We start from the raw sequence: 24,838 nt of genomic DNA on the forward strand, positions 1-24,838 counted from the left end.
AATTTCGTGGACAGGCATAAATTTCAGACACCACCTACAAAAAGAAAGGGATGAAGTAGCAGCTTCATCCCTTTCGCTATGCAGAAAACTGTGTGCACTTATATTATATGCATTCATGCATAAAAAGTCAATGTGTAAATTCACTTTCTAATATCATGAAATACTTAGCGTTTTGCAGATTGCGCCATTTTGAAATATGTATGACGTTTACCACGCAAAACAATGGACATTTCCATGATATTTTCAGGCAAGGCAATCCCACCCCAGCCAGCATCTCCAATATGCTGGATATCAACACCAGCACGTTTACCAGATAATGCAAATTCACGAATAGTCGCAAGATCACTGGTTTCCTGAGAGGTACCAATAGCTGTCATTGCTAGAGCCCCATGTGCATGAATACATTCACAGGCTTCATGAATCATAGATTCCTGCAGACCAGGTACTGTACCACAGGCTGGCATTAAAATAACATCAGCACCTGCATTCACAAATGTTTCAATGCTGTTTAAATCAATGACTGGTTCATCAACACCGGCAGCGTGCATTTTGCCTGCGATAATCAATCCACTGAAATATTGTTTTGCTTCCTTGATTGCTTCTGCAATTTTGGCATTGGTAACACCTGTTCCAGGGTTGCCTGTCAAACAGATAAAGCCAAATCCAAGCTTTTCAGCCATTTCAAAAGTTTCTTTACATGCCGTTCTTCCTTTACAGATTTCAATACGAGTTTCCATCATTTCAGCATCAACATCCACAGGTTCCAGGTTTACACCAATAGGTCTTCCTGATAATTCACGCAATGTCATGATTGGATCTTCACTTTCCGGGATACCATACAGGGTTGGATGGAATACATCAAATCCATTCAACAATATCATATCAGAGCCAAAGGCAGCAGCTAGTTCAGCGTTGGAAATAGAACCTAGCATTGGCTGTACCGTGCTCACTGTTTCAGTTAAAATTGTTCTTCCTTCACTTGCCGCGATGGCAGCTTTTAACTCCTGTCCATTCATCTTCAGCACTTCACTTGGCTGACAACTTAATAATCGTTTCATTTTATCTTGATCCTTTCCTATATATTTATGTATACATCATAACAGATTTTATTGTGAATACGGATGTAAGCTATTTCCCATTGATAGGAAGAAATTGTGTGCTTTTATGTTATTTGTTTTGTAAAACTTGAATTTTTCTTTCGATAAGTATAAACTATATGACAGGTGTATGGCGAAAGGGGTTTTTGTCATGTTTGGATACGTTGTTGTCAATAAGCCGGAAATGAAAATCAAAGACATGGATGTATATCAGTCTTTTTATTGTGGATTATGCCAATGTCTGCATGAGCGATATGGCAGGATTGCGCAGACGACACTGAACTTTGATATGACTTTTGTCGCAATACTGTTAAGTGCTTTATATGAACCAAATGAACGTAAGAAAGTGTTTCGATGTGGATTTCATCCTACCACAAAACGGATGATCAGAAGCAATCCCTGTATTGAATATGCAGCGGATATGACGATTCTTCTTACATATATGAAGTGTGAAGATGACTGGAACGATGACAAAAAAATTACCCGCCTGGCATATGAAAAGCTGCTGGCAAAAGCTTATCGACAAGTTAAGGCACGTTATCCAGAAAAATTAGATGCTATTGAGGATACGATGAAAGAGCTGACACAAAAAGAACAACAGAATGAGATGGATATTGATCGTATGTCTGCGCTGTTTGGAAAAGTCATGGGAGAAATTCTCAGTTATCAAAATGATGAATGGCAGCATGGGCTTTATCGTATGGGAGATTATTTGGGAAGATTTATTTATCTTTTGGATGCGTATGATGATGTTGAAGATGATATCGCGCATAATCAATATAATCCTTTGAAAAAAGATTTCGGTGAAACTTATTTTGAGGATCGTAGCAAACTGATATTAGAAACGATGGTTGCGGAAGCTGCAATCGAATATGAAAAATTACCGATATTAGAATATCAGGATATTTTAAGAAATATTATATATTCCGGTATCTGGACAAAATATGAAATGATTAGAAAGAAAAGATTAGGTGAAGAAGATGGATCCATATAAGATATTAGGTGTAGATAGAAATGCAAGTGATGATGAAATAAAAAAAGCATATCGCCAAATGGCGAAAAAATATCATCCAGATGTAAATAAAGAGCCAGGCGCAGAAGAAAAATTTAAACAGATACAGAATGCATATGATCAGATCATGGAGGCTAGAAAACGTGGAGATACTTCTAATTTCTGGGAAAATACCAATGGATATGGTGGAGGATATGGTTCTTATGGAGGTTCTGCATCTCAGAAATATCAGACCATAATTTCATACTTGAACATGGGTGCTTATGCCCAGGCATATCAGATTTTACAATCCATGAGTGAACGTGATGCTTCCTGGTATTATTTTTATGCAATCGCTAATTATGGTATGGGCAATCAGATTGCGGCATTGGATGCAGCGCAGAAAGCCTGTGAAATGGATCCATCTAACCAGCAATATCGTCAATTATATGCACAATTGTCAAATTCACGTACACAATATCGCAATATGCAGTCACCATTTGGTGCCAGCGGCAGTAATTTATGTTGTGATTTATTGCTGCTTCAGATGTGCTGTGGAGGCTGTGGAGGACCACTTTGTTGTTGTATTTAATATGTATAAACTCTTTTTCTTGAATGGAAAAGAGTTTTATTTTTGTGAAAAGATTGACATTATATGTAATTTGAGTATGATATATATGAATAAATTAGTTTAGGATAACATTTAGAAGGAAGTTGATAGAAGATGACAACATTAGATAAAATTAAGCCTGGGCATGGTGGAATGATCATAAAAGTTGGCGGAGAAGGGGCGCTGCGTCGAAGATTATTGGATATGGGATTGACACCAAAGACCAGTGTTTTTGTGAATAAGGTAGCTCCTATGGGGGATCCCATGGAATTAAGTTTACGTGGATATGTATTAACCATCCGATTAGACGATGCCAGTAAAATCGAAGTAGAAAGCAGGGAAGCGTAAATGAAAGATGTAGTAATTGCACTTGCAGGTAATCAAAATTGTGGAAAGACAACATTGTTTAATGCATTGACGGGCAGCAATCAACATGTTGGAAACTTTCCCGGGGTCACAGTAGAAAAGAAAATGGGAGCCATTAAGAAATTTAAAGAAGCAAGTCTTGTGGATCTTCCAGGCATTTATTCTTTATCACCATATACAAGCGAAGAAGTTGTGACACGTGATTTTATATTAAAAGATCATCCAGCACTGATTGTGAACATCGTGGATGCGACAAATATTGAACGTAATCTGTATTTATCTCTTCAATTGATGGAATTAAATACACCAATGGTAATCGCATTAAATATGATGGATGAAGTCATTGAAAGTGGCAACAGCATTGATGTAGAAAAGCTGAGCCAGCATTTATCTATACCGGTTGTGCCCATCAGTGCCAGTAAGAATGAAGGTATTGATGAGTTGATTCGTGTCATGAAAAAAGAAATAAAAGATCATGAACAGGCAGTACATCTGGATTTTTGTAAAGGTGAAGTTCACCGTGCCATTCATTCCATCGCCCATATTATAGAGGATCATGCCAACCGTGCAGGGTATCCAACCCGTTTTGCGGCTACGAAATTAGTAGAAGGAGATGCGCCGATGCAACAGGCACTTCATCTGCATCAGGATGATTTGGATATTATAGAAAAAATTGTAAAAAGTATGGAAGATGCATTGGGTACCGATCGGGAAGCAGCACTTGCGGATATGCGATATAGTTATATTGAAGAACTGGTAGAAGATTGTGTCATTAAGCATCATGACTCTACTGCCCAGATTCGTAGTGAAAAAATCGATCGCTGGCTGACCCATAAATATTTAGGAATTCCTATTTTTATCATTATCATGCTTTGTATATTCTATCTGACCTTTGGACCGATTGGTGGAACTTTACAAGGACTTATGGAAAATTTAATCGCAATGGCAACAGATGCGTTAAGTAATTTATTGATATCTATTCATGTATCTGAATGGCTACGTGCGTTGATCATTGATGGTATTTGTAACGGAGTTGGCAGTGTATTATCTTTCTTACCAGTCATTGTCACGCTGTTTTTCTTTCTTTCATTATTAGAGGACAGTGGCTATATGGCACGTGTTGCCTTTGTCATGGACAAGATGTTAAGAAAAATCGGATTAAGCGGGAAAAGTTTTGTGCCGATGCTGATCGGGTTTGGCTGTAGTGTGCCTGCCATTATGTCTGCACGCACTTTATCCAGTGAGCGTGATCGTAAAATGACGATTATTGTAACACCATTTATGTCATGCAGTGCCAAGCTTCCCATCTATGGTATGATTACAGCGGCCTTCTTTCCACATCATACCGCATTGATTTTGATTAGTGTCTATATCATTGGAATCATTGTGGCGATTTTATCTGCTATCTTATTAAAGAGCACGATATTTAAAGGTGAAAGTGTTCCATTTGTGATGGAATTGCCAGCATATCGTATTCCCGCAGGTAAAAGTGTGGTATTGCATATGTGGGAGAAAGCAAAGGATTTTTTAAGGAAAGCCTTCACGATTATCTTTGTCGCAAGCATCATCATCTGGTTCTTACAAAGCTTCAACTTTGCCTTTGATTTTGTGTCTGATTCATCACAGAGTATTCTGGCAAGTATCGGTACATGGATTTCTCATATCTTTGCGCCACTTGGCTTTGAAGATTGGCGCGCAAGCACAGCCCTTGTGACTGGAATCACCGCAAAAGAAAGTGTGGTATCTACTTTATCAGTTTTAACCAATACAACAAGTGATGCCGGCTTAAATGCAGCTTTACAAAGTATCTTTACACCACTTTCTTCTTTCGCATTCTTATGTTTTACGGTATTATATATGCCATGTGTGGCAGCCTTTGCGGCCACAAAACGTGAACTTGGTTCATTAAAACAGGCGTTTGCCACTGTTGCTTTCCAAACAGGTGTCGCATATATTGTTGCTCTATTGGTATTTCAGATTGGCTCTTTGTTTTTTTGAACATTATAAACAATGGTTCATATCCTGTTAGAGAGGTGTTATGATGAATCTGGTAGATATTGCAGTTATACTTGTCATACTGGCATTATTAGTGATTATTTTCTATGTGACAAGACCTAAAAAATCAAATGGATGTAGTGGGTGTCACGCAGATTGTTCTAGTTGTGGCAGTTTCTCTAATCTTTATTCAGAATATAAAAAAGATCATCCAGAGAGTGAAGAAAAGTCAGAGTAATCTGGCTTTTTTATGTTATACTTGTAGCGAGGTGATTTCTATGATAAAAACATATCGTACACATACACCAGATATCCATGAAAGCTGTTATCTGAGTGAAAATGCGACAATCATTGGCGATGTGACATTGGAAAAGGATGTGTCCATCTGGTTTCATAGTGTTATACGAGGAGATAAGGATCATATCCATATCAAAGAAGGCAGTAATATTCAGGATAATTGTACCTTACATACAGACCCTGATCATCAACTGATGATTGGAAAAAATGTAACTGTTGGACATAATGCGATATTACATGGCTGTACGATCGATGATGAGGTATTGATTGGCATGGGGGCAATTATTTTAAATGGCGCTAAAATAGGCAAACATGCGATCATTGCAGCAGGTGCACTTGTGAAAGAAAACCAGGTAATACCAGAAAATAGTCTTGCTGTTGGCTGTCCCTGCAAGGTGATCAAACAGGTAAGTGATGCACAGATTGCGGATATCATAGAAAATGCACAGCATTATATTGCATTAGGGAAAGAATATAAGGAGATGTAACAAATGGATGAAAATGTAAAAACAATCGTACGTCTGCATATGGAACAGGCAAAAAAAGCGTTAGAGGCACATCATATTAAGACTTATCTTGTAAAAGACAAGCAAGAAGCCTGTGCTCTGGCTTCTTCTATGATCAAAGATAAAGAAAAAGTAAGTGATGGTGGCAGTATGACGATTAGTGAAATTGGGTTGTCCCAGCTTTTGAAGAGCAGGGATGTAGCCTATATTTCACATAATGAACCATTAAGTAAAGAGGAAAGCGAGAAAGAAGCACATGCGGCTTTTGATGCGGATACCTTTATCTGCAGCAGCAATGCTGTTACTATGGATGGAGCATTGATTAATGTGGATGGACATGGAAATCGTGTAGCAGCAATGATTTATGGCCCTAATCAGGTCATTGTGATCGTTGGCAGTAACAAGCTTGTGAAAAATGAAAAACAAGCCAAAAAACGTATTCAGGAAGTAGCGGCACCAGCCAATTGTGTCAGATTGCATCGCCAAACTCCATGTGTAAAACTAGGAAGCTGTCAGGATTGTGAAAGTAAAGATCGTATCTGTAACTTTTACGTAAAAATCGATCATGATATGTATGATCGAATCCGTGTCATTATCATGGAAGAAGAAGCAGGCTACTAATCGCTGTTTAGCAAAAAAATACAGGACTTATGCTTGTGGAATAATGTGGTACAATAAGAAAAGAAAGCGAGGTGTGATTTATGGGTATCTATTTGAATCCAGATAACGAAAACTTCTATATGTCTTATAATGAAGATATTTATGTAGATAAATCATTATTAATTGAATATACAAATTCAAGATTAAATAAAGCAAACCGTTTTATATGTGTATCAAGACCAAGAAGATTTGGAAAATCCACAGATGCGAATATGTTAGTGGCATATTATTCAAAAGGGTGTTCATCTGACTTGCTTTTTCACGATTTGAAAATTTCAAAAAGTAAATCGTATGAAAAAAATTTAAACCAATATAATGTTATTAATTTAAATATTCAAAAATTTTTAAGTAAACGAAAAAATATAGATGAGATGATTGATTTACTTACAAGGCTAATTTTAAGAGAACTAAAAATGGTATATTCGGATATTTCGTTTTTTGATGAATCTGATTTAGCGCTTTGTCTTAATGATATTTATATGTTTAAAAATCAACAATTCATCTTTATTATAGATGAATGGGATTGTATATTTAGGGAGTATTCTGCAAACAAGGAAGCTCAAGAAGTATATCTTGATTTTTTAAGAGATTTGTTAAGAGATCAGAAGTATGTATCGCTTGCCTATATGACGGGTATTTTGCCGATTAAAAAATATGGAACACATAGTGCTTTAAATATGTTTGATGAAATATCTATGCTAGATCCACAATCTCTTGGTAAATTTATGGGTTTTACTGAAGATGAAGTACAAAAACTATGTCAGAAATATCAAATGAATTTTGAAGAAATGAAAGCTTGGTATGATGGATATCACTTAAAGAAAGATATATCTATATTATCTCCAAAGTCTGTAGTATCTTCATTATTAAATCAAGAATATTCAAATTATTGGACATCTACAGAAACATATGAATCATTAAAAGTATATATTGATATGAATTTTGATGGTTTAAAGGATGACATCATTAAATTATTGGCAAAAGAACGAGTAACTGTAAATCCAGGTAAATTTCAAAATGATATGACGACATTTAAATCCAAAGATGATGTATTTACGTTGTTAGTTCACTTAGGTTATTTAGGATATGATAAAGAAGCACGAAAAGTATATATACCGAACAATGAAGTTGTAGATTCTTTTGTGAATTCAATAGAAGAAAGTCATTGGGGATCAGTAAGTGAATCATTAAAAAACTCTATAGATTTGTTGGAGGCTACTTATACATGTAATATTAATCTTGTCGCAGAGTATATAGAAAAGGCTCATTTAGAAACAAGTATTTTACAATACAACGATGAGAACGCGTTGGCATATACGATTTATTTAGCCTATATTATGGCCCGAAATGATTATATAATGGTGAGAGAATTTCCAAGTGGAAAAGGATTTGCGGATGTCATATTTATTCCACGATATGATAAGCCGGCGATGATTATTGAATTGAAGTATGATAAAGATGCTGATACTGCAATCAAACAAATAAAAGAAAAGAAATATTTCTTTGGCTTAGAAAAGTATTTAGATAATTTGTTGTTGGTAGATATCAACTATGATAAAGATACAAAGAAACATAGCTGCATAATTGAAAAATATCAAAATAGATGAAAAACCAGTAAGATGGCATGATATAAGAAAGGCGGGAAACCGTCTTTTTGTATCTTTTCTTTGTAAAATGTGTTACCATAACAGTAATGATAGCGCTAACAAGCAGGAGGTGGCTTTTATGGCAACATATGTATGTGAAATATGTGGTTATGTATACGATGAAGAAAATGAACAAACAAAATGGAGTGCATTGGCAGATGACTGGTGCTGTCCACTTTGTACTGCGCCAAAAACCTGTTTTAAACAACAGGAGGAAGCAAAGTCTGAGGTAAAAGAAAACGTATCTGATTTACAGGTAGATATGCAATATGCAAGACATGATGATCCATTGGAAACACAGATGCAGTTGATTCATGAAATGGCAATTGGTGCCCATAGTCGAATCGAAGCAATGCGTACACGTTTAGCTGTACCTGATTTTAAAGATATTTTATTGCTGGGAGGACAACTAGCGCATCCACCATTACCAGATAAAGCAGAAGTAAGCACAACGACGATCATAGGAGCTTCTGCACAAAAGCCAATGGTATTAGAACATCCAGTATATGTATCCCATATGTCTTTTGGGGCATTATCAAAAGAAGCAAAAATAGCACTTGCCATGGGTAGTGCAATGGCAAAAACCGCCCAGTGTAGTGGTGAAGGCGGTATTTTGAAAGAAGAACAACAGGCAAGCTATCGCTTTATCTTTGAATATGTCCCTAATAAATACAGTGTCACAGATGAAAATCTAAAAAATGCGGATGCAATTGAAATAAAAATCGGACAAGGCAGTAAACCTGGAATGGGTGGACATTTGCCTGGAGAAAAAGTCACAAAAGAAATTGCGGTCATTCGTAATAAACCTCTAGGAGAAGATGTGATATCACCAAGTCGTTTTGAGGAAATTAAAAGTAAAGATGATTTAAAGGCGATGGTAGAAATGTTGAGAACACGCAGTGATGGCAGACCAATCGGTATCAAAATTGCGGCAGGAAGAATCGAAGAAGATCTGGAATGGATCCACTATGCCAATCCTGATTTTATCACGATTGATGGTCGAGGCGGTGCAACAGGAGCTTCTCCAAAATATTTAAAAGATAATACAACTGTACCAACGATGTATGCTTTAGCCCGTGCAAGAGCCTATATGGATGCACATGATATGAAACAGCAGTTGGTGATGACAGGTGGCTTTAGAAACAGCGGTGATATGATCAAAGCACTTGCTATGGGAGCAGACGCCATTGCGATTGCCAGTGCTGCAATGATGGCAATTGGTTGTCAACAGTATCGTATCTGTCAAAATGGAAAATGTCCTATGGGCATTGCGACGCAGGATGAAGAATTGCGTAAACGTTTCAATATAGAAAAAGGGGCACAACGCCTTGGAAACTATCTGCATGTATTATGTGAAGAATTGAAATCTTTTGCCAGAGTATGTGGCTATGATGATGTTCATAAATTAAGTAAAGAAGACCTGTGTACAACGAGTGAAGAAATTGCGCATTATACCGGTATCAAACATTGTTAGAAAAATCATAAAGTTTCATGCATAAAGCCTTTTTCCATTACCCATACTATGGATGAGGTGATAACGATGTTTCAACATGATAAAAAATTAATGCGTGAAGTAAAAGTAGAAAAACCCAATCCACAGTATGCTGTTTTGATGCAGGAACAGTTAGGTGGCTGTAATGGTGAAGTCAAAGCAGCTATGCAATACCTTTCTCAGAGTTTTCGTGCAAACGATCCTGTATTCAAAGATTTATTTTTGGATATTGGGACAGAAGAATTAAGCCATATGGAAATGGTTGCGGAAACTATTAATCTGTTAAATGGCGGTGATGTTGACTATAAGAAAGTCGGTGTTGGTGAAATCGAAACCATGGTAACATTTGGATTGAATCCAGCCTTGGTCAATTCCAGTGGAAATCCATGGACTGCTGATTATGTAACAGTTACAGGTGATTTAGCAGCGGACTTATTGGCGGATATCGCCAGTGAACAGCGTGCCAAAGTTGTGTACGAATATTTATATCATCAAATCGAAGATAAATATGTAAGAGAAACCATTATGTTTTTATTAGAACGTGAAGAAGCACATAATGCATTATTCTGTGAGGCTTTAAATAAAATCAGTGATGATGGCAGCAATAAGAACTTTGGTATGAGTGAAGACAGTCGTTTGTATTTTGATTTATCAAAACCTGGCCGTTATTTTGAAGACCCAGATCCTGAAGCTGTGAAGATCGATCGTAAGAAAAAGACAACAAAAAAGAAAAAATAAGTAAAATGAGTAGAAATATTACTTCTTTCATTTTGTTTCAGAAAAAAAGAAAGCATAATTGTTTTCTTTTTTCTTTTTTTGTGGCATAATAGAAAGCACATGGAGAGAATTGCCATGCATATACTATTATTGAGTAGGAAGGATGGATGCGAAAATGAAAAACGTGTATCAAATAAAAGTAGCGGGTTTTAAATGTGAAACTGTCCTTTTACGTGGACGATGTTGTCGCTGACACATTTTTTTATCATGCAAAAAAGACCACGTACAATAATAGGAGGAAACAAACATGGAAACTTTAAAACTTATTGGAAATACACCTGTGTATCATATGGAAGATACAAATATTTATGTGAAGCTTGAAAAATTCAATGCAGGTGGAAGTATCAAAGATCGCGCTGTCATGGGAATGCTTCAACATGCTATCGAAACAGGTGAAATCAAAGAAGACAGTGTATTGATCGAGGCAACTTCTGGCAATACAGGAATTGCTTTAGCAATGCTTGGTGCAGTATATCATATACCAACCATCATTCTTATGCCGGAAACAATGTCTGAAGAACGTCGTCAGATGATCAAAGCGTATGGCGCAGAGCTGATTTTAACACAAGGGGCATTAGGTATGCAGGGTTCTATTTATAAAATGAAAGAGCTGATGGATGCACATCCTAATTATGTAGCATTATCACAATTTGATAATCCCTATAATCCACAGATTCATTATGAAACAACAGGAAAAGAAATTCTTGCACAGGTACCTGATGTTGATATCTTTGTCGCATGTGTGGGAACAGGAGGAACATTCAGCGGTATCTCACGTCGTTTAAAGGAAACCAATCCAAATATTCGTTGTGTAGCCGGAGAACCAAAAAGCAGTGCACTAATCAGTGGACATGAAGCCGGACCACACAAGATTCAGGGGATTGGCGCAAATTTCATCCCAAAGAATTTTGATGAGCATGTATGTGATGATGTCATGATGATTTCAGATGAAGATGCCTTGGCAGAAACCGTCGCATTTGCGAAAACAACAGGTATTTTGGTAGGTATCAGTTCAGGAGCCAATATTGCTCTGGCAAAACGCCTTGCAAAATATTATCCAGATAAAACAATTGTTACCATAGCACCAGATGGCGGAGAGAAATACTTGTCCGTATTGGAGTTTTAATATGTTTCGCGTATTGAAAGATATTAACCATAATCTGAATCGTTCCTTGGCGAATGATCCCGCTGCCCACAGCAAGCTGGAAGTCATATTGTTGTATCCACATATCAAGGCGCTGGCATTTCATCGTGTTTCTCATTTTCTTTATCGGCATCATATGTTTTTTCTAGCCCGCCTGAATTCAAATATCGCAAGATTTTGGACAGGCATTGAAATTCATCCAGGCGCAAAGATCGGACGAGGATTGTTGATTGATCATGGCATGGGTGTTGTAATCGGAGAAACAGCAGAAATCGGTGATGATTGCCAGATATATCATGGTGTAACACTTGGTGGAACGGGCAAGCAGCATGCCAAACGTCATCCAACAGTTGGAAACAATGTGATGATTGGTGCAGGCGCAAAATGTCTGGGTAATATCTATATTGGTGATAACGCTAAAATTGGCGCAAATGCAGTTGTGATTACAGATGTGCCAGAAGGCACAACCTTTATTGGTCTAGCCGCAAAAGATAAACGTTGTAAACACGCATGTGTATGTGATGGCATCATAGAATGACAGGTGAAAATTTTCACCTGTTTTTTTTATATGCTTGACAATCGAAATTATCTATTGTAAACTATATCCATAATAGATATATCATTAATGGATACATCATGAATGGATATATTTGTTTGGAGGAAAAAACATGTCAAAAAATAACGCACTGGAAAGTGAACAGTTGACAGATCCTATGTATTATATTCTTCTTTCTTTATTAGAAGAACGACATGGATATGCCATTATGAAATTCATAGAAGAATTGACAAATGGAGAAGTAAGTATGGGACCAGGTACGCTGTATACACTATTGAAAAAATTAAGCAAGGCAGATTGGATCACGTTAACATCACTTGACAGTGATCGTACAAAGGTCTATCAAATCAGCGAAGAAGGAAGAAATGTTTTAATACGTGAATTTAAACGCAGAAAACATATGGTGGAAGAAGGCGCAAGAGTATTAAGGGAGGCAGGCTATGAAGAATAAGAAATATATTATATGTAGTGGCTTGGCATTCGCTGATCAGGAAGATATGGAAATGCTGCATCAATATGCACTTGATGGATGGATCTTCAAAGAATTCAAAGGAATATGTTACGTCTTATATAAAGAGGAGCCACAAGATTTGATATTCAGTTATGATATGCAGAAAGTGAAAAAAGAAGAACAAGAGGATTATTTACGAATCTTTGAAGAAGCCGGGTGGGAAATGATTCCATGCAAAGATAATACCCTTCACTTCTTTTGTGCAAAAAATGGAACTGTAGCTTTACACAGCAATTCAGAAACAAGAAGTGAACAATTTAAAACCGTATTTTATGTTTCTCTCATCATTACCCTAATTGGTATCATTCTTTTTATCGGCTCTATAAAAATGATGTTACCAAATGTGTTTGCAGGAATTGGTGGTGGATGCATGGGAGGGGGAGGTGTTTTACTGGCAGGCTCTTATCTAAGACTTCAACATAAACGATGGATTTTTTATCTCACCTTTACACAGGCTGTAAAAGTCCTGGTGGTAGGAGCATTGTTGATTTTGATATCAGAAATTATGCCAGATGCATGGAGCGTGATTCGTAAACTAAGTAGACTTATCGGTATTTGTTTTACGATATTTGGTGGCATGTATGCATTAACAACATATCGCATTTATCGGGATGGAAAAGAAAGTAGAGGAAAGAAAAGATGATTGAAGTATCTCATTTAACAAAATGTTATGGAAGTTTTAAAGCAGTTGATGATATTGATTTATGTGCAGAGGATGGTAAAATCACCATTCTGTTGGGACCAAATGGGGCAGGAAAAAGTACGACGATCAAAAGTATTACCAATCTATTGAAATATGAAGGGAAAATCAAAATCTGTGGATATGACAATGATACCCTAGAAGCAAAGAAAAGCTTTGGATATATTCCTGAAGCACCAGTGTTATACGACTTGTTAACGATTGATGAACATGTAGAATTTATTGGAAAAGCATATCGCTGTAAAAATTATAAAGAACTTGCGGATCATTATATCAGCATGTTTCATTTAGAAGAAAAACGTAAGAAGATCGTAAAAGAATTAAGTAAAGGGATGAAACAGAAAGTCAGTATGTTGTTGGCGTTGATCATATCACCTAAAGCATTATTGGTGGATGAACCAATGGTTGGCTTAGATCCTGCCAGTATTGAAGAAACCCTTCACTTATTCACAAAATTAAAAGAAGAAGGTGTATCTATCCTGATTTCTACCCATATCATAGATGTCATTGATGATATATGGGATGTTGCTTATATCATGAATAAAGGCAAAATCGTTCGTCATGTATCACGTGAGGGATTAGGCGAGGAAAGTTTGAAAGAGATGTTCTTTGAAAGTACTGATGGTGAATAGTATGAAATCACTTGTGTTATTATATTTACTAAAATTAAAAGGACAGATTCGTAATGTTTATTCCAAACCAGGCAGTGCGATTCTGACGACCTTGTTGTTGTTGATTTATATTGGTGGTTTTGTCATGATTCTCTTGCATCCGGATATGGCAATGAGTATGGTCAATATCGCAAACATTCAAATGGCGATTATGATTGCGATAGGTTTCAATGCCTTGATGGTTGGCTCTGTACTGATGCAGAAACGAAGTGCATTATTCTTTGAAAACGATTCTTTCTATATGTTTACTGGACCTTTTAAACGAAGCCAGATCATGAGCTTTCTAATGAGTGGCTCTATCTTATCCTCATGTATGTTTGGGGCAATCTCTGTTTTGATGTTGGTATTCTTTGGTGGAGGTGTTGGCTTCACTATTCCTTTCCTATTGTTGACATTTGTATTATTATCGCTTGTGACCTTCTTCTTTGTGGTTATGAAAGATTATATCTATTTGTTGGCGATGCAAAATGAAAAGCTGAAAAATGTTGGAAGATTAATTGTGGCAATGTTTGTAATTATAATCCTAGCAGTATTTATGATAGAAGCATTTCAGTATGATTTCCATATGAAAGAAGCAGGATTTGCATTCTTACAAAGTGATTTATTTTATTTCATCCCCATGTTTGGATGGGCCAAACTTGCACTGGTATCTTATGTAAGCGGGGATATGCTCATGCTTATTTTGGGTGTTGCACTTGTTGTTGTCGCATGTATCATTATCTTTATCTGTATGACAAGATATCAGGGTGATTTTGTGGAACAGGCAATGCTTGATGCAGAAGAATTTACTGCTATGTATAAAGATATAAAAGCTGGTAAACGTAATAGTATGAATGATAAAAAAGTCAAAGGAGTTAAGGCGGATTTTAAAGAAGGTGCGAAAGCTATCTATTCTAAAAATCTGTTGATTATGCGAAAAACCAATGATTTCATTCGTATATCAGATATTGTTATTCTGGCAGTTTATCTGTTAATTACAATTATTTTGGATATGGGCTTTTTCTTCTTCTGTTATATGCTTGTATTCTGGTTGTTTTCTACCATCCAAAATAGTGACTTTATGCGTGATATGAACAATTATCAAATCTATCTGATTCCGGATTCACCACTTAAAAAACTATGGTATACGATATCTACGACCCTTTATAAACTATGGATCATCTTGATCATCTGTATTACAGGAACCGGTTTAATCTATCAAATGGATGTATTTTCCATCTTACAATATCTGATTATGATTTGTGGATATGCATTTGTATTCATAAGTGCAACCGTTTTAAGTTTACGTATCTTAAAGTCCCGCAGTAATGCGATGGTAGAAAATATGCTGCGTATGTTAATCGTGTTATTATGCAGTGTGCCAAGTGTTTTAGTTATTTTGCCTATGGTTTTAACAAGTGGCGTACTTACCTTGAATATGATGAATATTGTAACAATCGTAAATCTGGCAATGAACTTTGTCGTATCCTTCGCTATTCTATATTTCTGTAAAGGCATGATGAATGGGCGAGAATTGAAAAGTGAGTAAAACATGTGGGAAATCAAGTGAAAACAAGGTTTCCCCTTTTTCTTTTAACGTGATTGTGGTATAGTATGTAACGTAGTTAGGAAGGTAGTAAATTTATGTGGAAATATCAATGTAAAAGGCATTTAATCGCGGTTTTAATAGGAATGGTAGTAGGTTTGTTTGTATTTCATGATATATCAAAAACAATGATTGTTGATGTATTGGCCCAAATGAGTGAACAGGGCTTTACAGATGCGGAAATGATTGCGACAATGAAAAGTGATACCATGATCTATATAATGAGTATGCTGTGTGGTGGTGGAATGGTCAATACATTCTTATTGATCTATTATCTGATGCAGCGCTTTAATCCATTGGTGCTGTTCTTAGCAATGATTTTTATCAATCCAGTCGTAGATATCGCTATGGCAATTGGTGTAATTGGTTTGATTCCGGCAATCATTGTATGTATTTATGGAATTTTAACAACACCAAATCGTGGCAAACACAAACAATTTGAAAAGAATCAGGTAACCTCTGTAAGTGAAATTGAACGTGTTTATCGTTTACATCATACTTATTTAGATGAATATGAAGGATTAGCAAAACGCTTATTTATCACAAATATTTCTATCACATGTTTATATGCACTTGGTGTATTGGCTTTGATTTTAAGCTTATATGTAGATAGTTATGGTATCATGATGGCAGTGTTATTTGTGTATATTATTATACTGTTTTATGTAATCAAAAAGAAAAACGAAAATGTACAGCCGATTATTTCGTTATTATATGAACAATGTAATCCAGAAGCCTGTGCGAGTGCTATCTTTGCGTTAGCTAAACGGATGCATGCGAAAAAGAATTTCCCTTTGGGACAATATTTATCACAATGCATGATTTATATGAATGATCCTCATTTAGCAATTGATGTGTTAACATGTACAAAACGCAACAATGTGAATCTTATGATGGCATATCATTCTATTATGGCGTATGCAAACTATCAGTTAGGTGATGCAAGTGAAGTACAGCGTCATTATGATGAATGTGAAAAATTGAATGTACGTGGTGTAAATTCACCATTAGCTATGATCAAACAACAATATTTACAAAGTATTGAAAACAAACTGAACCTGATGAATAAAGACTTTGATAAAGCAAGAACTTTCTATCAACAGGTATTGCAGACAACCAATATGGAGTTTCAGAAAGTAGATTTTCGTTATTATCTAGGACTGATCGCTTTTGTGGAAGAAGATATCTGGGAAGCAAAAACACAGTTTGAATATGTGATTGCACATGGCAATGGCATGTATTTTGTAGAGAAAGCCAGAAAGTTTTTATTGATGATTGATCAGATTCGTACCCAAGAAGACTAAGATGCTCATATGAGTATCTTTTTTTTGATGTTTGTATGAATACAAGTAAGAATACTCTTGTGTAATTACATTTTTTGTGAAATTTGTGTGAAGTGAAAAATAACTGTTGACTAATGGGCGAGAATGCATATAATAGTTAAGGCAGTTAATTGTTAAGCAACTTAACTAATTTCGTGAGGTGATACAATGGATGAAATGGAAGTAGTACGAAGATTGACACATTTGTTTTATGCATTTCGTAAAGAAAATGCAGCAGGATTAGATGATCATCCAAGAATCCGACACAAAGATATCATGATGTTAGATGCCATTCTTTCTATCAACAAAGGTGATCTGGTAAAGATGAGTGATATCTCCGCTTATCTTCAGGTAACCCCTGCAGCTGTTTCTCAATTTATTAAAGGCTATGAGAAAAAAGGCTGGGTAGAACGTGTGGTATTAGAAAATGATAGAAGAAGTGTGTATATCAAAGTGAGCGATCAGGCCAAGGAAGTCATGAAGGGCTGTGAAAAGCACATGACGGAATCACTTTATGAATTCATTGAAGCACTGGGCGAAGAGGATGCGGAAAATTTCCTTCGTATCATGGAAAAAGCGGTGGAGTTTTCTAAGCAGAAAAAAGAAACGAAAAAGAAAGGAGCCTGCAAATGACAAAGTTAGTGAAGTATTTAAAACCATTTATCGTGTCATTGATTGTTGTTGTGGCGTTATTATTTGGACAGGCACAATGTGAATTGGCGTTACCTGATTTAATGTCAGATATCGTTGATACAGGGATTCAAAAGGGAGGTATCATTGATGGTGTACCTTCTGTAATTCGTGAAAGTCAATACAATAAAATGAAGATTTTTATGGATGAAAAACAACAGAAATTATTTGAATCAAATTATACATTATTAACAAGTGATAAAGCGAGTGCTGATGAGAAAGATGATTATCCAGCATTAGCAAAGGAAAATGTATATCAGTTAAAAGATATTGATGAAGATACACGTCAAGACATCAATAAAATCATGGTCATTCCTATGACGTTAGTCAATGGAATTGATGAGGCAGTAAAAGATCCAAAAAGTGAAATGATGGAAAAAATGCCAGAGCAGGTGAAACAGATGTTGGAATCTGGTGTGGATATTTATACGATCTTGCCGATGATGCCAAAAGAAGAACTACAAAAGTTAGAAGATGAAACTAGCACAAAGTTAAATGCGATGGGAGATACTTCTTATAATGCTGCCGGATCCGGTGTGGTAAAGGCTGAATATAAAGCAATCGGTATGGATGTAGATGCTATGCAAAGCAATTATATCTTATATGCTGGCGGTAAGATGTTATTGGTCGCATTATGCAGTGCAGTTGCTGCTATTCTGGTTGGTTTATTTGCTTCCAGAATTGGTGCAGGTTTTGCAAGAAAATTACGTAAAGATGTATTTGCGAAAGTAGAAAGTTTCTCTAGCAGTGAATTCAATAAGTTCTCTACTTCATCATTAATCACACGTACAACCAATGATGTACAGCAGATTCAGATGGTCATCATCATGTTCTTAAGAATGGTAGCTTATGCGCCAATCATAGGAATCGGTGCCATTATTCATGTCATGAATACAGAAGCAAGTATGACATGGATCATTGCTTTATGTGTAGTTCTGTTATTGAGTTTGATTGGTGTATTGATGAGTTTAGCAATGCCAAAATTCAAAATCAATCAGAAATTAATTGATGCGACAAACAGTGTCACAAGAGAATTCTTGGAAGGTATGCCGGTTATTCGTGCATTTAATACACAGAAATATGAAGAAAAGAAATTTGATGATGTCAATCAAAAAGTATTAAAAACAAACTTATTCATCAACCGTACCATGTCCTTTATGATGCCAGCCATGATGTTTATCATGAATGGTGCCAGTTTATTGATCGTATGGGTTGGTGGACATCAGATTGCAGATGGCAATATTCAGATTGGTGATATGTTAGCATTTATCCAATATAGTATGCAGATCATCATGGCCTTCTTAATGATTGCGATGATTGCTGTCATGCTGCCACGTGCAAGTGTCAGTGCAAATCGTATTTATGATGTATTAAGCTGTAAGAATATGATTCAGGATCCAAAAAATCCTAAACATTTTGATGATTCTCAAAAAGGATATATCGATTTTGAAAATGTATCATTTAGATATCCGGGTGCAGAAGAAGATGTTCTCCATGATATCAGCTTTACCGCAAAACCAGGAGAAACAACGGCCTTTATCGGAAGTACCGGTAGTGGTAAATCTACGATTATCAATTTGGTGCCACGTTTCTTTGATGTTACAAATGGTAGAATCTTAATCGATGGTGTAGATATTCGTGATGTTACACAACATGAATTACGTAATAAAATCGGATATGTGCCACAAAAAGGTATCTTGTTCTCAGGTGATATCGAATCTAACTTACGATATGCAAAACAGGACGCAACACAAGAAGATTTGCAAATGGCCAGTGATGTAGCACAGGCTACTGAATTTATTGAAAGTAAACCAGAAGGCTATGCTTCACCGATTGCACAGGGAGGAACCAATGTTTCCGGTGGACAGAAACAACGTCTATCCATTGCCCGTGCACTTGTCAAGAAACCAGAAATCTATATCTTTGATGATTCCTTTAGTGCCTTAGACTTTAAGACAGATGCGAATCTGCGTGCTGCTTTATCTCAAGTAACGAAAGAAACAAAAGCAACTGTATTGCTTGTTGCACAGCGTATTTCCAGTATCATGCATGCCGAACGTATCGTTGTATTGGATAAGGGACGTGTCGCAGGTATTGGTACACACGATGAATTGATGAGAAGCTGTGAAGTTTATCAGGAAATTGCATATAGTCAGTTGTCAAAGGAGGAACTAGGAAATGAGTAAAGAAACTACTACACGTCCTATGGGCCGCCGAGGACATGGACCAATGGGTGGTGGCCGCCCAGTTGTAAAGGCTAAAGACTTTTCCGGAACGATGAAGAAACTGATTCGTTTCATGAAACCATATTATCCAGTGATTATTTTAGCGGTATTGTTTGCGGCAGTTGGTCAGATTTTAGCTATCTTAGGACCTAAAATTTTAGGAAAAGCCACAACAGAACTTGCTGAAGGATTTATGCGTATTGTGTATAATACAGGTACCATTGATTTTGATTATATCTTAAAAATCATTTTAATTCTGGTTGGTATGTATATCATTAGTGGTATTCTAAGTTATATCATGAGTATCATGATGGCGACGATTACACAGAAAACGGCGTATAAGCTACGTAAAGATATTTCTGAAAAAATCGATCGTATGCCATTTAAATATTTTGACTCTACTTCTCATGGTGATGTATTGTCAAGAATTACAAATGACGTTGATACCTTACAGATGTCTATGAGTCAATCATTATCTCAAATTGTTACTAGTGTTGTTTCTATCATTGGTTATCCAATCATGATGTTGACCATCAGCTGGCAGATGACATTAATGGCTTTGTGTATCGTACCATTATCCTTGTTGATGGTATCACAGGTTGTAAAACGTTCACAAAAATATTTCAAACGTCAGCAGCAGTATTTAAGTGATGTCAATGGACATGTAGAAGAAATGTATAGTGGACATATTGTTATGAAAGCATTTAATGGAGAAGAACGCTCTGTTGAAGAATTCAATGAACACAATGATCACTTATATGAAACAGCATGGAAATCACAGTTCTTATCAGGATTGATGATGCCTATTACACAGTTTGTGGGAAACCTTGGTTATGTTGGTGTCTGCTTGTTAGGTGGATGGTTAGCAGCCGCAGGCTCTGTTACCATTGGTGATATTCAGGCATTTATCCAGTATGTAAGAAGCTTTAACCAGCCAATTTCACAGCTTGCTCAGGTTATGAATATGTTGCAGTCAACTGCCGCAGCCGCAGAACGTGTATTTGAGTTCTTAGAGGAAGAAGAACAGCTGCCTGAAACAGAAAACCCTGTGGAAGTATTTGATGAAAATGGCAATACTCAAATCAAAGGACAGGTTACATTTGAAAATGTACACTTTGGTTATACAGATGATAAGATCATTATCAATGATTTCTCCATGTATATCAAACCAGGTAAAAAGATTGCGATTGTTGGACCAACTGGTGCTGGTAAAACAACCATTGTCAAATTGTTGATGCGTTTCTATGAGCTAAACAGCGGTGCTATTTATATCGATGGCATTAAGACAACGGATATGCGAAGAAGTGACTTACGTGCCTTATTTGGTATGGTACTTCAGGATGCATGGCTGTTTAATGGAACGATTATGGAAAACCTTCGTTATGGTCGATTAGATGCCACAGATGAAGAAGTCATGAGAGCTGCTGATGCTGCTTACGTAGATCACTTTATCCGTACCTTAGATCATGGCTATGATACTGTCATCAATGAAGAAAGCAGTAATATCTCTCAGGGACAAAAACAGTTATTAACAATTGCCAGAGCATTCTTGGCAGATCCTAAGATTTTGATTCTGGATGAAGCAACATCCTCCGTTGATACCCGTACAGAAGTATTGATTCAGAAGGGTATGGAAAAACTGATGGAAAATCGTACAAGCTTTGTGATTGCCCACCGTTTATCTACCATTCGTGATGCTGATTTGATTCTGGTTATGAAGGATGGCGATATCGTAGAAGCTGGAAATCATGAAGAATTGATGAAAGCAGATGGTTTCTATACGAAACTTTATAACTCTCAGTTTGAAGAAGAATAATATCTCAAAAAGCGCTTTGGCGCTTTTTTCTTTGCCTCTTCATTATCTAACCGCTTTCATTATAAGGAAATCTTATCGGTCTAGAAATGAATAGAAAAATGTAATTTTTTTATTGATAAAAGACTATAAATGTAGTAGAATTATAAACGTTACATGGGAGTCATATGATGTATCTCTACAATTATATGTTTCATAATGTATAGGATAATATATAGTCGGTTTTCTGATGAAAATCGGCTTTTTTTGTGCTTTTTTCTATCTAATTCCCCATATTTATAGACATAAAATCATAAAAATTCATGTATCTCAATAATTATACATTTCAAGACAAATTACATGTAGCATTTAAGGAGGAGGGAGAAAATGAAGGATTCAACTGTTCAATATGAACAGGATGGTTGTTTGGAAATGACTAAAACAAAAGAGAACATAAAAAGTAGATACGATTATTTTTTTATCAAAAGAATATTTGATTTCATAAGTGCGTTATCACTATTTATTATAATTTCGCCAATATTTTTAATTATAGCGATAGCAATTAAGGTAGACTCAAAAGGGCCAGTATTCTTTAAACATATGCGTGTAGGAAAAAATGGAAAACCATTGCCAACTTATAAATTTCGTACAATGGTAACAAATGCTGAAGAATTACTGAAAAAATTGACTCCTGAACAGAAAAAAGAGTATGAAGAAAATTTCAAATTAGAAAATGATCCAAGAATAACCAAAATAGGGAAAATTCTTAGAAAAACAAGTCTGGATGAGTTGCCACAATTATTAAATATTATTATAGGGAATATGAGTGTTGTTGGACCAAGACCAGTTGTTCAAAAAGAACTAGAAAAATTTGGAGATCAAGTTGATAAACTATTAAGTGTAACACCAGGATTAACCGGTTATTGGCAAGCAAATGGACGTAGTAATACGACTTATGAAGAAAGAGTCGCAATGGAATTATATTATGTAGATCATTGTTCTATTTGGTTAGATATTAAAATCATATTTCAAACAATAGGTGCAGTAATTCGTAAAGAAGGGGCTAAATAAAACTATGTCTAAATCAAACTGGTATGTATTGTTTGTTATGGGTGGCAAGGAACGACAGCTGTGTGACTTCTTGAATCAAGAAGAAAACTGGTATGCCTTCTATCCTAAGATAGAGTTAATCAGACGAAAGAACAGTGTAGACCGTATCATAGAGAAACCATTATTTCCAAGTTATATCTTTGTGGAAAGTGAAGATAAACATCAAGACTTTCAAACAAAACTAAGAGAACTCAAAACAAGAAAAAAAGGCATCGTAAAAGAATTAAATTATAAAGATGAAATACCAGCATTATATGAAGAAGAAAAGCAATATCTAAAAGGTCTGTTGGATGAAAAACATACATTAAAGAAATCCGTAGGATTTATAGAAAATGACCATGTGATCATAACAGAAGGACCATTGAAAGGTTATGAAAGTCATATCAGTAAGATAGACAGACATAAACGCAAAGCAGTATTAGAGGCAGAGATGTTACACAAGAAGATCAATGTAACGATACCACTAGAAATCATAAAACGAACTGAATAAAGAAGTAAAAGTTGCCAGGGGCACATTATGGAATATACAGGGACATACTTAAACCGTTCAACACTTTATGTGGGGGAAGGGAGGAGTGTGTCCTTTTTACAAGTTAGGAGTAATGTATGGAAGATATAAATAAAACAAATGATGAAATAGAAATTGATATCAGTGCTTTAATGAAGCTTTTGAAGAAGAATATCAAGATGATCGTGATCTGTACAGTATTAGGTGCAGTCATTGCATTTCTTGTGACCAATTTCTTTATGACAAAGAAATATGCAAGTTCCGCAAGAATCTATCTGATACCAAAAGTAACCGAACAAGGGTATGCAGATTATAATGCGGTAAACTCAAATTCAAAGATGGTGAATAACTATGTTTCTTTGATGCAAGGTGAAACGATCTTATCTAAAGTTGCGGATGAATTGAATATTGAAAATGTAGAAGAAGTGAAAAATTCACTTTCTATTACAAACGTGAATGAAACAGAAATTATAGATGTAAAAGCAACAACAGATGATCCTAAAAAATCACAGGCAATCGTTAGTAAAACAGTGGATATATTCTTTAAGGAAATGCAGGAAAAATTGGATATCAAGAATATGACGATATCTGATCAACCAAAAGTCAATGATGTACCTGTATCACCAAGCAAAAAGATGAATACAGCTGTTGGTTCTATGGCTGGATTATTATTGTCTTGTGGATATGTGTTCTTACAATATCTATTTGATAAACGTTTGAAAACAAAAGCAGAAGCAGAAAGCTTCTTAGGTGTACCAGTATTAGGAGAAATTCCTTGGTTTGAGGATTAAGATATGGAGTTTATAGATATACATAATCATCTAGCATGGGAAATTGATGATGGAATGCCTTCAAAAGAGGATGCCATCATCGCATTACAACAGGCAAGAAAAGATGGTATTACAACAATTATATCTACACCACATTTTGTGCCAGGAACGCACGATGTATCCAATATCGATATCATCAATGATCGTATTGATGAATTAAAAGAATTAGCAAAAACTTATGATATCGAAATATATAGTGGTTCAGAGGTATTTTTAAACCATGAGTATTTAGATATGATTGATTCTAAAGCTTTTAACACATTAGCTGATTCTAAATATTTACTTGTAGAGTTTGATGTTAGACGAAACATGGATCATAACGATTATGCAGAAGATTATCTGTATGAATTAAAAGTCAGAGGATATCGACCTATTATCGCACATGTGGAACGTTACTTTCCTAAAGGGATTGATTTAGACAGAGTACAGTCTTGGATAGAACTAGGTTGTTATATACAAGTCAATCGAACAAGTCTTTTAGGAACACATGGGGATGTATGTAGGAAGAATGCAGAAAAGATTTTAAAAGAAGGTATGGTACATGTGATAGCAAGTGATACTCATAGAAGTAAAGGCCATCGAATCGCAAAGCTATCAGATATCTATGCAATTATAGAAAAAGAATATGGAAAAGCAAATGCCATTCTTTTATTACAAGAAAATCCAATGCATATCATCAACAACGAACATTTAGAAGAAATGGAAGTCATAAAGAAAAAATCTATCTTCGATAGATTAAGAAAGAAAGGAAGATAGG

At 35.8% G+C, this 24,838-nt stretch carries 25 protein-coding genes; 24 read left to right on the forward strand and 1 reads right to left on the reverse strand.

Going from position 1 to position 24,838, the window contains the following annotated elements:
• Positions 1–164: 164 nt before the first annotated feature.
• A complete protein-coding gene (locus DW761_RS19380; protein WP_117519084.1) occupies positions 165–1,058 on the reverse strand; it encodes a haloacid dehalogenase-like hydrolase in 894 nt (297 codons plus the stop codon).
• A 169-nt stretch (positions 1,059–1,227) separates the two neighbouring features.
• On the opposite strand from DW761_RS19380, the gene DW761_RS19385 reads away from it, so the two are divergent.
• The 24 genes from DW761_RS19385 (at position 1,228) to DW761_RS19500 (ending at position 24,837) form a co-directional block, all read left to right on the forward strand.
• Entirely contained in the window at positions 1,228–2,091 is an 864-nt protein-coding gene (locus tag DW761_RS19385; RefSeq protein WP_317286401.1) for a DUF5685 family protein, read from the forward strand.
• The gene (locus tag DW761_RS21785) at positions 2,078–2,680 is read left to right on the forward strand and encodes a DnaJ domain-containing protein (RefSeq protein ID WP_117453225.1); all 603 of its coding nucleotides are present in this window, start codon (positions 2,078–2,080) and stop codon (positions 2,678–2,680) included. Before DW761_RS19385 ends, DW761_RS21785 begins: the two co-directional genes overlap by 14 nt.
• A 132-nt stretch (positions 2,681–2,812) precedes the next feature.
• Entirely contained in the window at positions 2,813–3,046 is a 234-nt protein-coding gene (locus DW761_RS19395) for a FeoA family protein (RefSeq protein ID WP_117519086.1), read from the forward strand.
• Positions 3,047–5,062: a ferrous iron transport protein B gene (gene feoB, locus DW761_RS19400; protein WP_117519087.1), complete on the forward strand. Its 2,016-nt coding sequence runs from the start codon at positions 3,047–3,049 to the stop codon at positions 5,060–5,062.
• Positions 5,063–5,102: 40 nt separating this feature from the next.
• Complete coding sequence (locus tag DW761_RS19405) at positions 5,103–5,297, forward strand: FeoB-associated Cys-rich membrane protein (RefSeq protein ID WP_233509553.1); 195 nt, start codon at positions 5,103–5,105, stop codon at positions 5,295–5,297.
• Positions 5,298–5,337: 40 nt separating this feature from the next.
• On the forward strand, positions 5,338–5,844 hold the full coding sequence (locus tag DW761_RS19410; RefSeq protein ID WP_117453229.1) for a gamma carbonic anhydrase family protein: 507 nt from the start codon (positions 5,338–5,340) through the stop codon (positions 5,842–5,844).
• Between the two features lie 3 nt (positions 5,845–5,847).
• Positions 5,848–6,483, forward strand: a complete 636-nt coding sequence (locus DW761_RS19415; RefSeq protein WP_117519088.1) for a lactate utilization protein — start codon at positions 5,848–5,850, stop codon at positions 6,481–6,483.
• An 80-nt stretch (positions 6,484–6,563) separates the two neighbouring features.
• A complete protein-coding gene (locus DW761_RS19420; RefSeq protein ID WP_117519089.1) occupies positions 6,564–8,129 on the forward strand; it encodes an AAA family ATPase in 1,566 nt (521 codons plus the stop codon).
• A 118-nt stretch (positions 8,130–8,247) separates the two neighbouring features.
• Positions 8,248–9,642 (forward strand): glutamate synthase-related protein, encoded by a 1,395-nt coding sequence (locus tag DW761_RS19425; RefSeq protein ID WP_117519090.1) that lies wholly within the window; start codon positions 8,248–8,250, stop codon positions 9,640–9,642.
• Between the two features lie 66 nt (positions 9,643–9,708).
• Complete coding sequence (locus DW761_RS19430; protein WP_117519091.1) at positions 9,709–10,398, forward strand: manganese catalase family protein; 690 nt, start codon at positions 9,709–9,711, stop codon at positions 10,396–10,398.
• Between the two features lie 286 nt (positions 10,399–10,684).
• A complete protein-coding gene (cysK, locus tag DW761_RS19435; RefSeq protein WP_117519092.1) occupies positions 10,685–11,563 on the forward strand; it encodes a cysteine synthase A in 879 nt (292 codons plus the stop codon).
• Between the two features lies 1 nt (position 11,564).
• Positions 11,565–12,119 (forward strand): serine O-acetyltransferase EpsC, encoded by a 555-nt coding sequence (epsC, locus tag DW761_RS19440; protein ID WP_117519093.1) that lies wholly within the window; start codon positions 11,565–11,567, stop codon positions 12,117–12,119.
• 130 nt (positions 12,120–12,249) lie between these two features.
• On the forward strand, positions 12,250–12,588 hold the full coding sequence (locus DW761_RS19445) for a PadR family transcriptional regulator (protein WP_117453235.1): 339 nt from the start codon (positions 12,250–12,252) through the stop codon (positions 12,586–12,588).
• Complete coding sequence (locus tag DW761_RS19450; protein ID WP_117453236.1) at positions 12,578–13,291, forward strand: DUF2812 domain-containing protein; 714 nt, start codon at positions 12,578–12,580, stop codon at positions 13,289–13,291. The genes DW761_RS19445 and DW761_RS19450 overlap by 11 nt, the downstream gene beginning before the upstream one ends.
• The gene (locus DW761_RS19455; RefSeq protein ID WP_117453237.1) at positions 13,288–13,980 is read left to right on the forward strand and encodes an ABC transporter ATP-binding protein; all 693 of its coding nucleotides are present in this window, start codon (positions 13,288–13,290) and stop codon (positions 13,978–13,980) included. The genes DW761_RS19450 and DW761_RS19455 overlap by 4 nt, the downstream gene beginning before the upstream one ends.
• Entirely contained in the window at positions 13,958–15,547 is a 1,590-nt protein-coding gene (locus tag DW761_RS19460) for a putative ABC exporter domain-containing protein (protein WP_233509551.1), read from the forward strand. Before DW761_RS19455 ends, DW761_RS19460 begins: the two co-directional genes overlap by 23 nt.
• A 95-nt stretch (positions 15,548–15,642) precedes the next feature.
• The gene (locus DW761_RS19465; protein WP_117453239.1) at positions 15,643–16,908 is read left to right on the forward strand and encodes a hypothetical protein; all 1,266 of its coding nucleotides are present in this window, start codon (positions 15,643–15,645) and stop codon (positions 16,906–16,908) included.
• Positions 16,909–17,094: 186 nt separating this feature from the next.
• Positions 17,095–17,559, forward strand: a complete 465-nt coding sequence (locus tag DW761_RS19470) for a MarR family winged helix-turn-helix transcriptional regulator (RefSeq protein ID WP_117453240.1) — start codon at positions 17,095–17,097, stop codon at positions 17,557–17,559.
• Positions 17,556–19,802, forward strand: coding sequence for an ABC transporter ATP-binding protein (locus DW761_RS19475; RefSeq protein WP_117519094.1), 2,247 nt, complete (start codon positions 17,556–17,558; stop codon positions 19,800–19,802). The genes DW761_RS19470 and DW761_RS19475 overlap by 4 nt, the downstream gene beginning before the upstream one ends.
• Positions 19,795–21,657, forward strand: a complete 1,863-nt coding sequence (locus DW761_RS19480) for an ABC transporter ATP-binding protein (protein ID WP_117453242.1) — start codon at positions 19,795–19,797, stop codon at positions 21,655–21,657. Before DW761_RS19475 ends, DW761_RS19480 begins: the two co-directional genes overlap by 8 nt.
• A gap of 363 nt (positions 21,658–22,020) precedes the next feature.
• Positions 22,021–22,704, forward strand: coding sequence for a sugar transferase (locus DW761_RS19485; protein WP_117519095.1), 684 nt, complete (start codon positions 22,021–22,023; stop codon positions 22,702–22,704).
• Positions 22,705–22,708: 4 nt separating this feature from the next.
• Positions 22,709–23,233, forward strand: a complete 525-nt coding sequence (gene loaP, locus DW761_RS19490) for an antiterminator LoaP (RefSeq protein ID WP_117453495.1) — start codon at positions 22,709–22,711, stop codon at positions 23,231–23,233.
• Positions 23,234–23,349: 116 nt separating this feature from the next.
• The gene (locus DW761_RS19495; RefSeq protein ID WP_117453496.1) at positions 23,350–24,042 is read left to right on the forward strand and encodes a YveK family protein; all 693 of its coding nucleotides are present in this window, start codon (positions 23,350–23,352) and stop codon (positions 24,040–24,042) included.
• Positions 24,043–24,045: 3 nt separating this feature from the next.
• Positions 24,046–24,837, forward strand: a complete 792-nt coding sequence (locus tag DW761_RS19500; protein WP_117453497.1) for a tyrosine-protein phosphatase — start codon at positions 24,046–24,048, stop codon at positions 24,835–24,837.
• The last annotated feature ends 1 nt before the right edge of the window (position 24,838 follow it).

It is taken from the genome of Absiella sp. AM29-15 (genome assembly GCF_003434225.1).
Classification (GTDB): domain Bacteria; phylum Bacillota_I; class Bacilli_A; order Erysipelotrichales; family Erysipelotrichaceae; genus Hoskinsella; species Hoskinsella hominis.

Bases quoted from the DNA above. Each gene is read 5' to 3' on its own strand.
- DW761_RS19380 (WP_117519084.1), bottom strand. From the start codon at position 1,058: ATGAAACGATTATTAAGTTGTCAGCCAAGTGAAGTGCTGAAGATGAAT.
- DW761_RS19385 (WP_317286401.1), top strand. From the start codon at position 1,228: ATGGCGAAAGGGGTTTTTGTCATGTTTGGATACGTTGTTGTCAATAAG.
- DW761_RS21785 (WP_117453225.1), top strand. From the start codon at position 2,078: ATGGATCCATATAAGATATTAGGTGTAGATAGAAATGCAAGTGATGAT.
- DW761_RS19395 (WP_117519086.1), top strand. From the start codon at position 2,813: ATGACAACATTAGATAAAATTAAGCCTGGGCATGGTGGAATGATCATA.
- feoB (WP_117519087.1), top strand. From the start codon at position 3,047: ATGAAAGATGTAGTAATTGCACTTGCAGGTAATCAAAATTGTGGAAAG.
- DW761_RS19405 (WP_233509553.1), top strand. From the start codon at position 5,103: ATGATGAATCTGGTAGATATTGCAGTTATACTTGTCATACTGGCATTA.
- DW761_RS19410 (WP_117453229.1), top strand. From the start codon at position 5,338: ATGATAAAAACATATCGTACACATACACCAGATATCCATGAAAGCTGT.
- DW761_RS19415 (WP_117519088.1), top strand. From the start codon at position 5,848: ATGGATGAAAATGTAAAAACAATCGTACGTCTGCATATGGAACAGGCA.
- DW761_RS19420 (WP_117519089.1), top strand. From the start codon at position 6,564: ATGGGTATCTATTTGAATCCAGATAACGAAAACTTCTATATGTCTTAT.
- DW761_RS19425 (WP_117519090.1), top strand. From the start codon at position 8,248: ATGGCAACATATGTATGTGAAATATGTGGTTATGTATACGATGAAGAA.
- DW761_RS19430 (WP_117519091.1), top strand. From the start codon at position 9,709: ATGTTTCAACATGATAAAAAATTAATGCGTGAAGTAAAAGTAGAAAAA.
- cysK (WP_117519092.1), top strand. From the start codon at position 10,685: ATGGAAACTTTAAAACTTATTGGAAATACACCTGTGTATCATATGGAA.
- epsC (WP_117519093.1), top strand. From the start codon at position 11,565: ATGTTTCGCGTATTGAAAGATATTAACCATAATCTGAATCGTTCCTTG.
- DW761_RS19445 (WP_117453235.1), top strand. From the start codon at position 12,250: ATGTCAAAAAATAACGCACTGGAAAGTGAACAGTTGACAGATCCTATG.
- DW761_RS19450 (WP_117453236.1), top strand. From the start codon at position 12,578: ATGAAGAATAAGAAATATATTATATGTAGTGGCTTGGCATTCGCTGAT.
- DW761_RS19455 (WP_117453237.1), top strand. From the start codon at position 13,288: ATGATTGAAGTATCTCATTTAACAAAATGTTATGGAAGTTTTAAAGCA.
- DW761_RS19465 (WP_117453239.1), top strand. From the start codon at position 15,643: ATGTGGAAATATCAATGTAAAAGGCATTTAATCGCGGTTTTAATAGGA.
- DW761_RS19470 (WP_117453240.1), top strand. From the start codon at position 17,095: ATGGATGAAATGGAAGTAGTACGAAGATTGACACATTTGTTTTATGCA.
- DW761_RS19475 (WP_117519094.1), top strand. From the start codon at position 17,556: ATGACAAAGTTAGTGAAGTATTTAAAACCATTTATCGTGTCATTGATT.
- DW761_RS19480 (WP_117453242.1), top strand. From the start codon at position 19,795: ATGAGTAAAGAAACTACTACACGTCCTATGGGCCGCCGAGGACATGGA.
- DW761_RS19485 (WP_117519095.1), top strand. From the start codon at position 22,021: ATGAAGGATTCAACTGTTCAATATGAACAGGATGGTTGTTTGGAAATG.
- loaP (WP_117453495.1), top strand. From the start codon at position 22,709: ATGTCTAAATCAAACTGGTATGTATTGTTTGTTATGGGTGGCAAGGAA.
- DW761_RS19495 (WP_117453496.1), top strand. From the start codon at position 23,350: ATGGAAGATATAAATAAAACAAATGATGAAATAGAAATTGATATCAGT.
- DW761_RS19500 (WP_117453497.1), top strand. From the start codon at position 24,046: ATGGAGTTTATAGATATACATAATCATCTAGCATGGGAAATTGATGAT.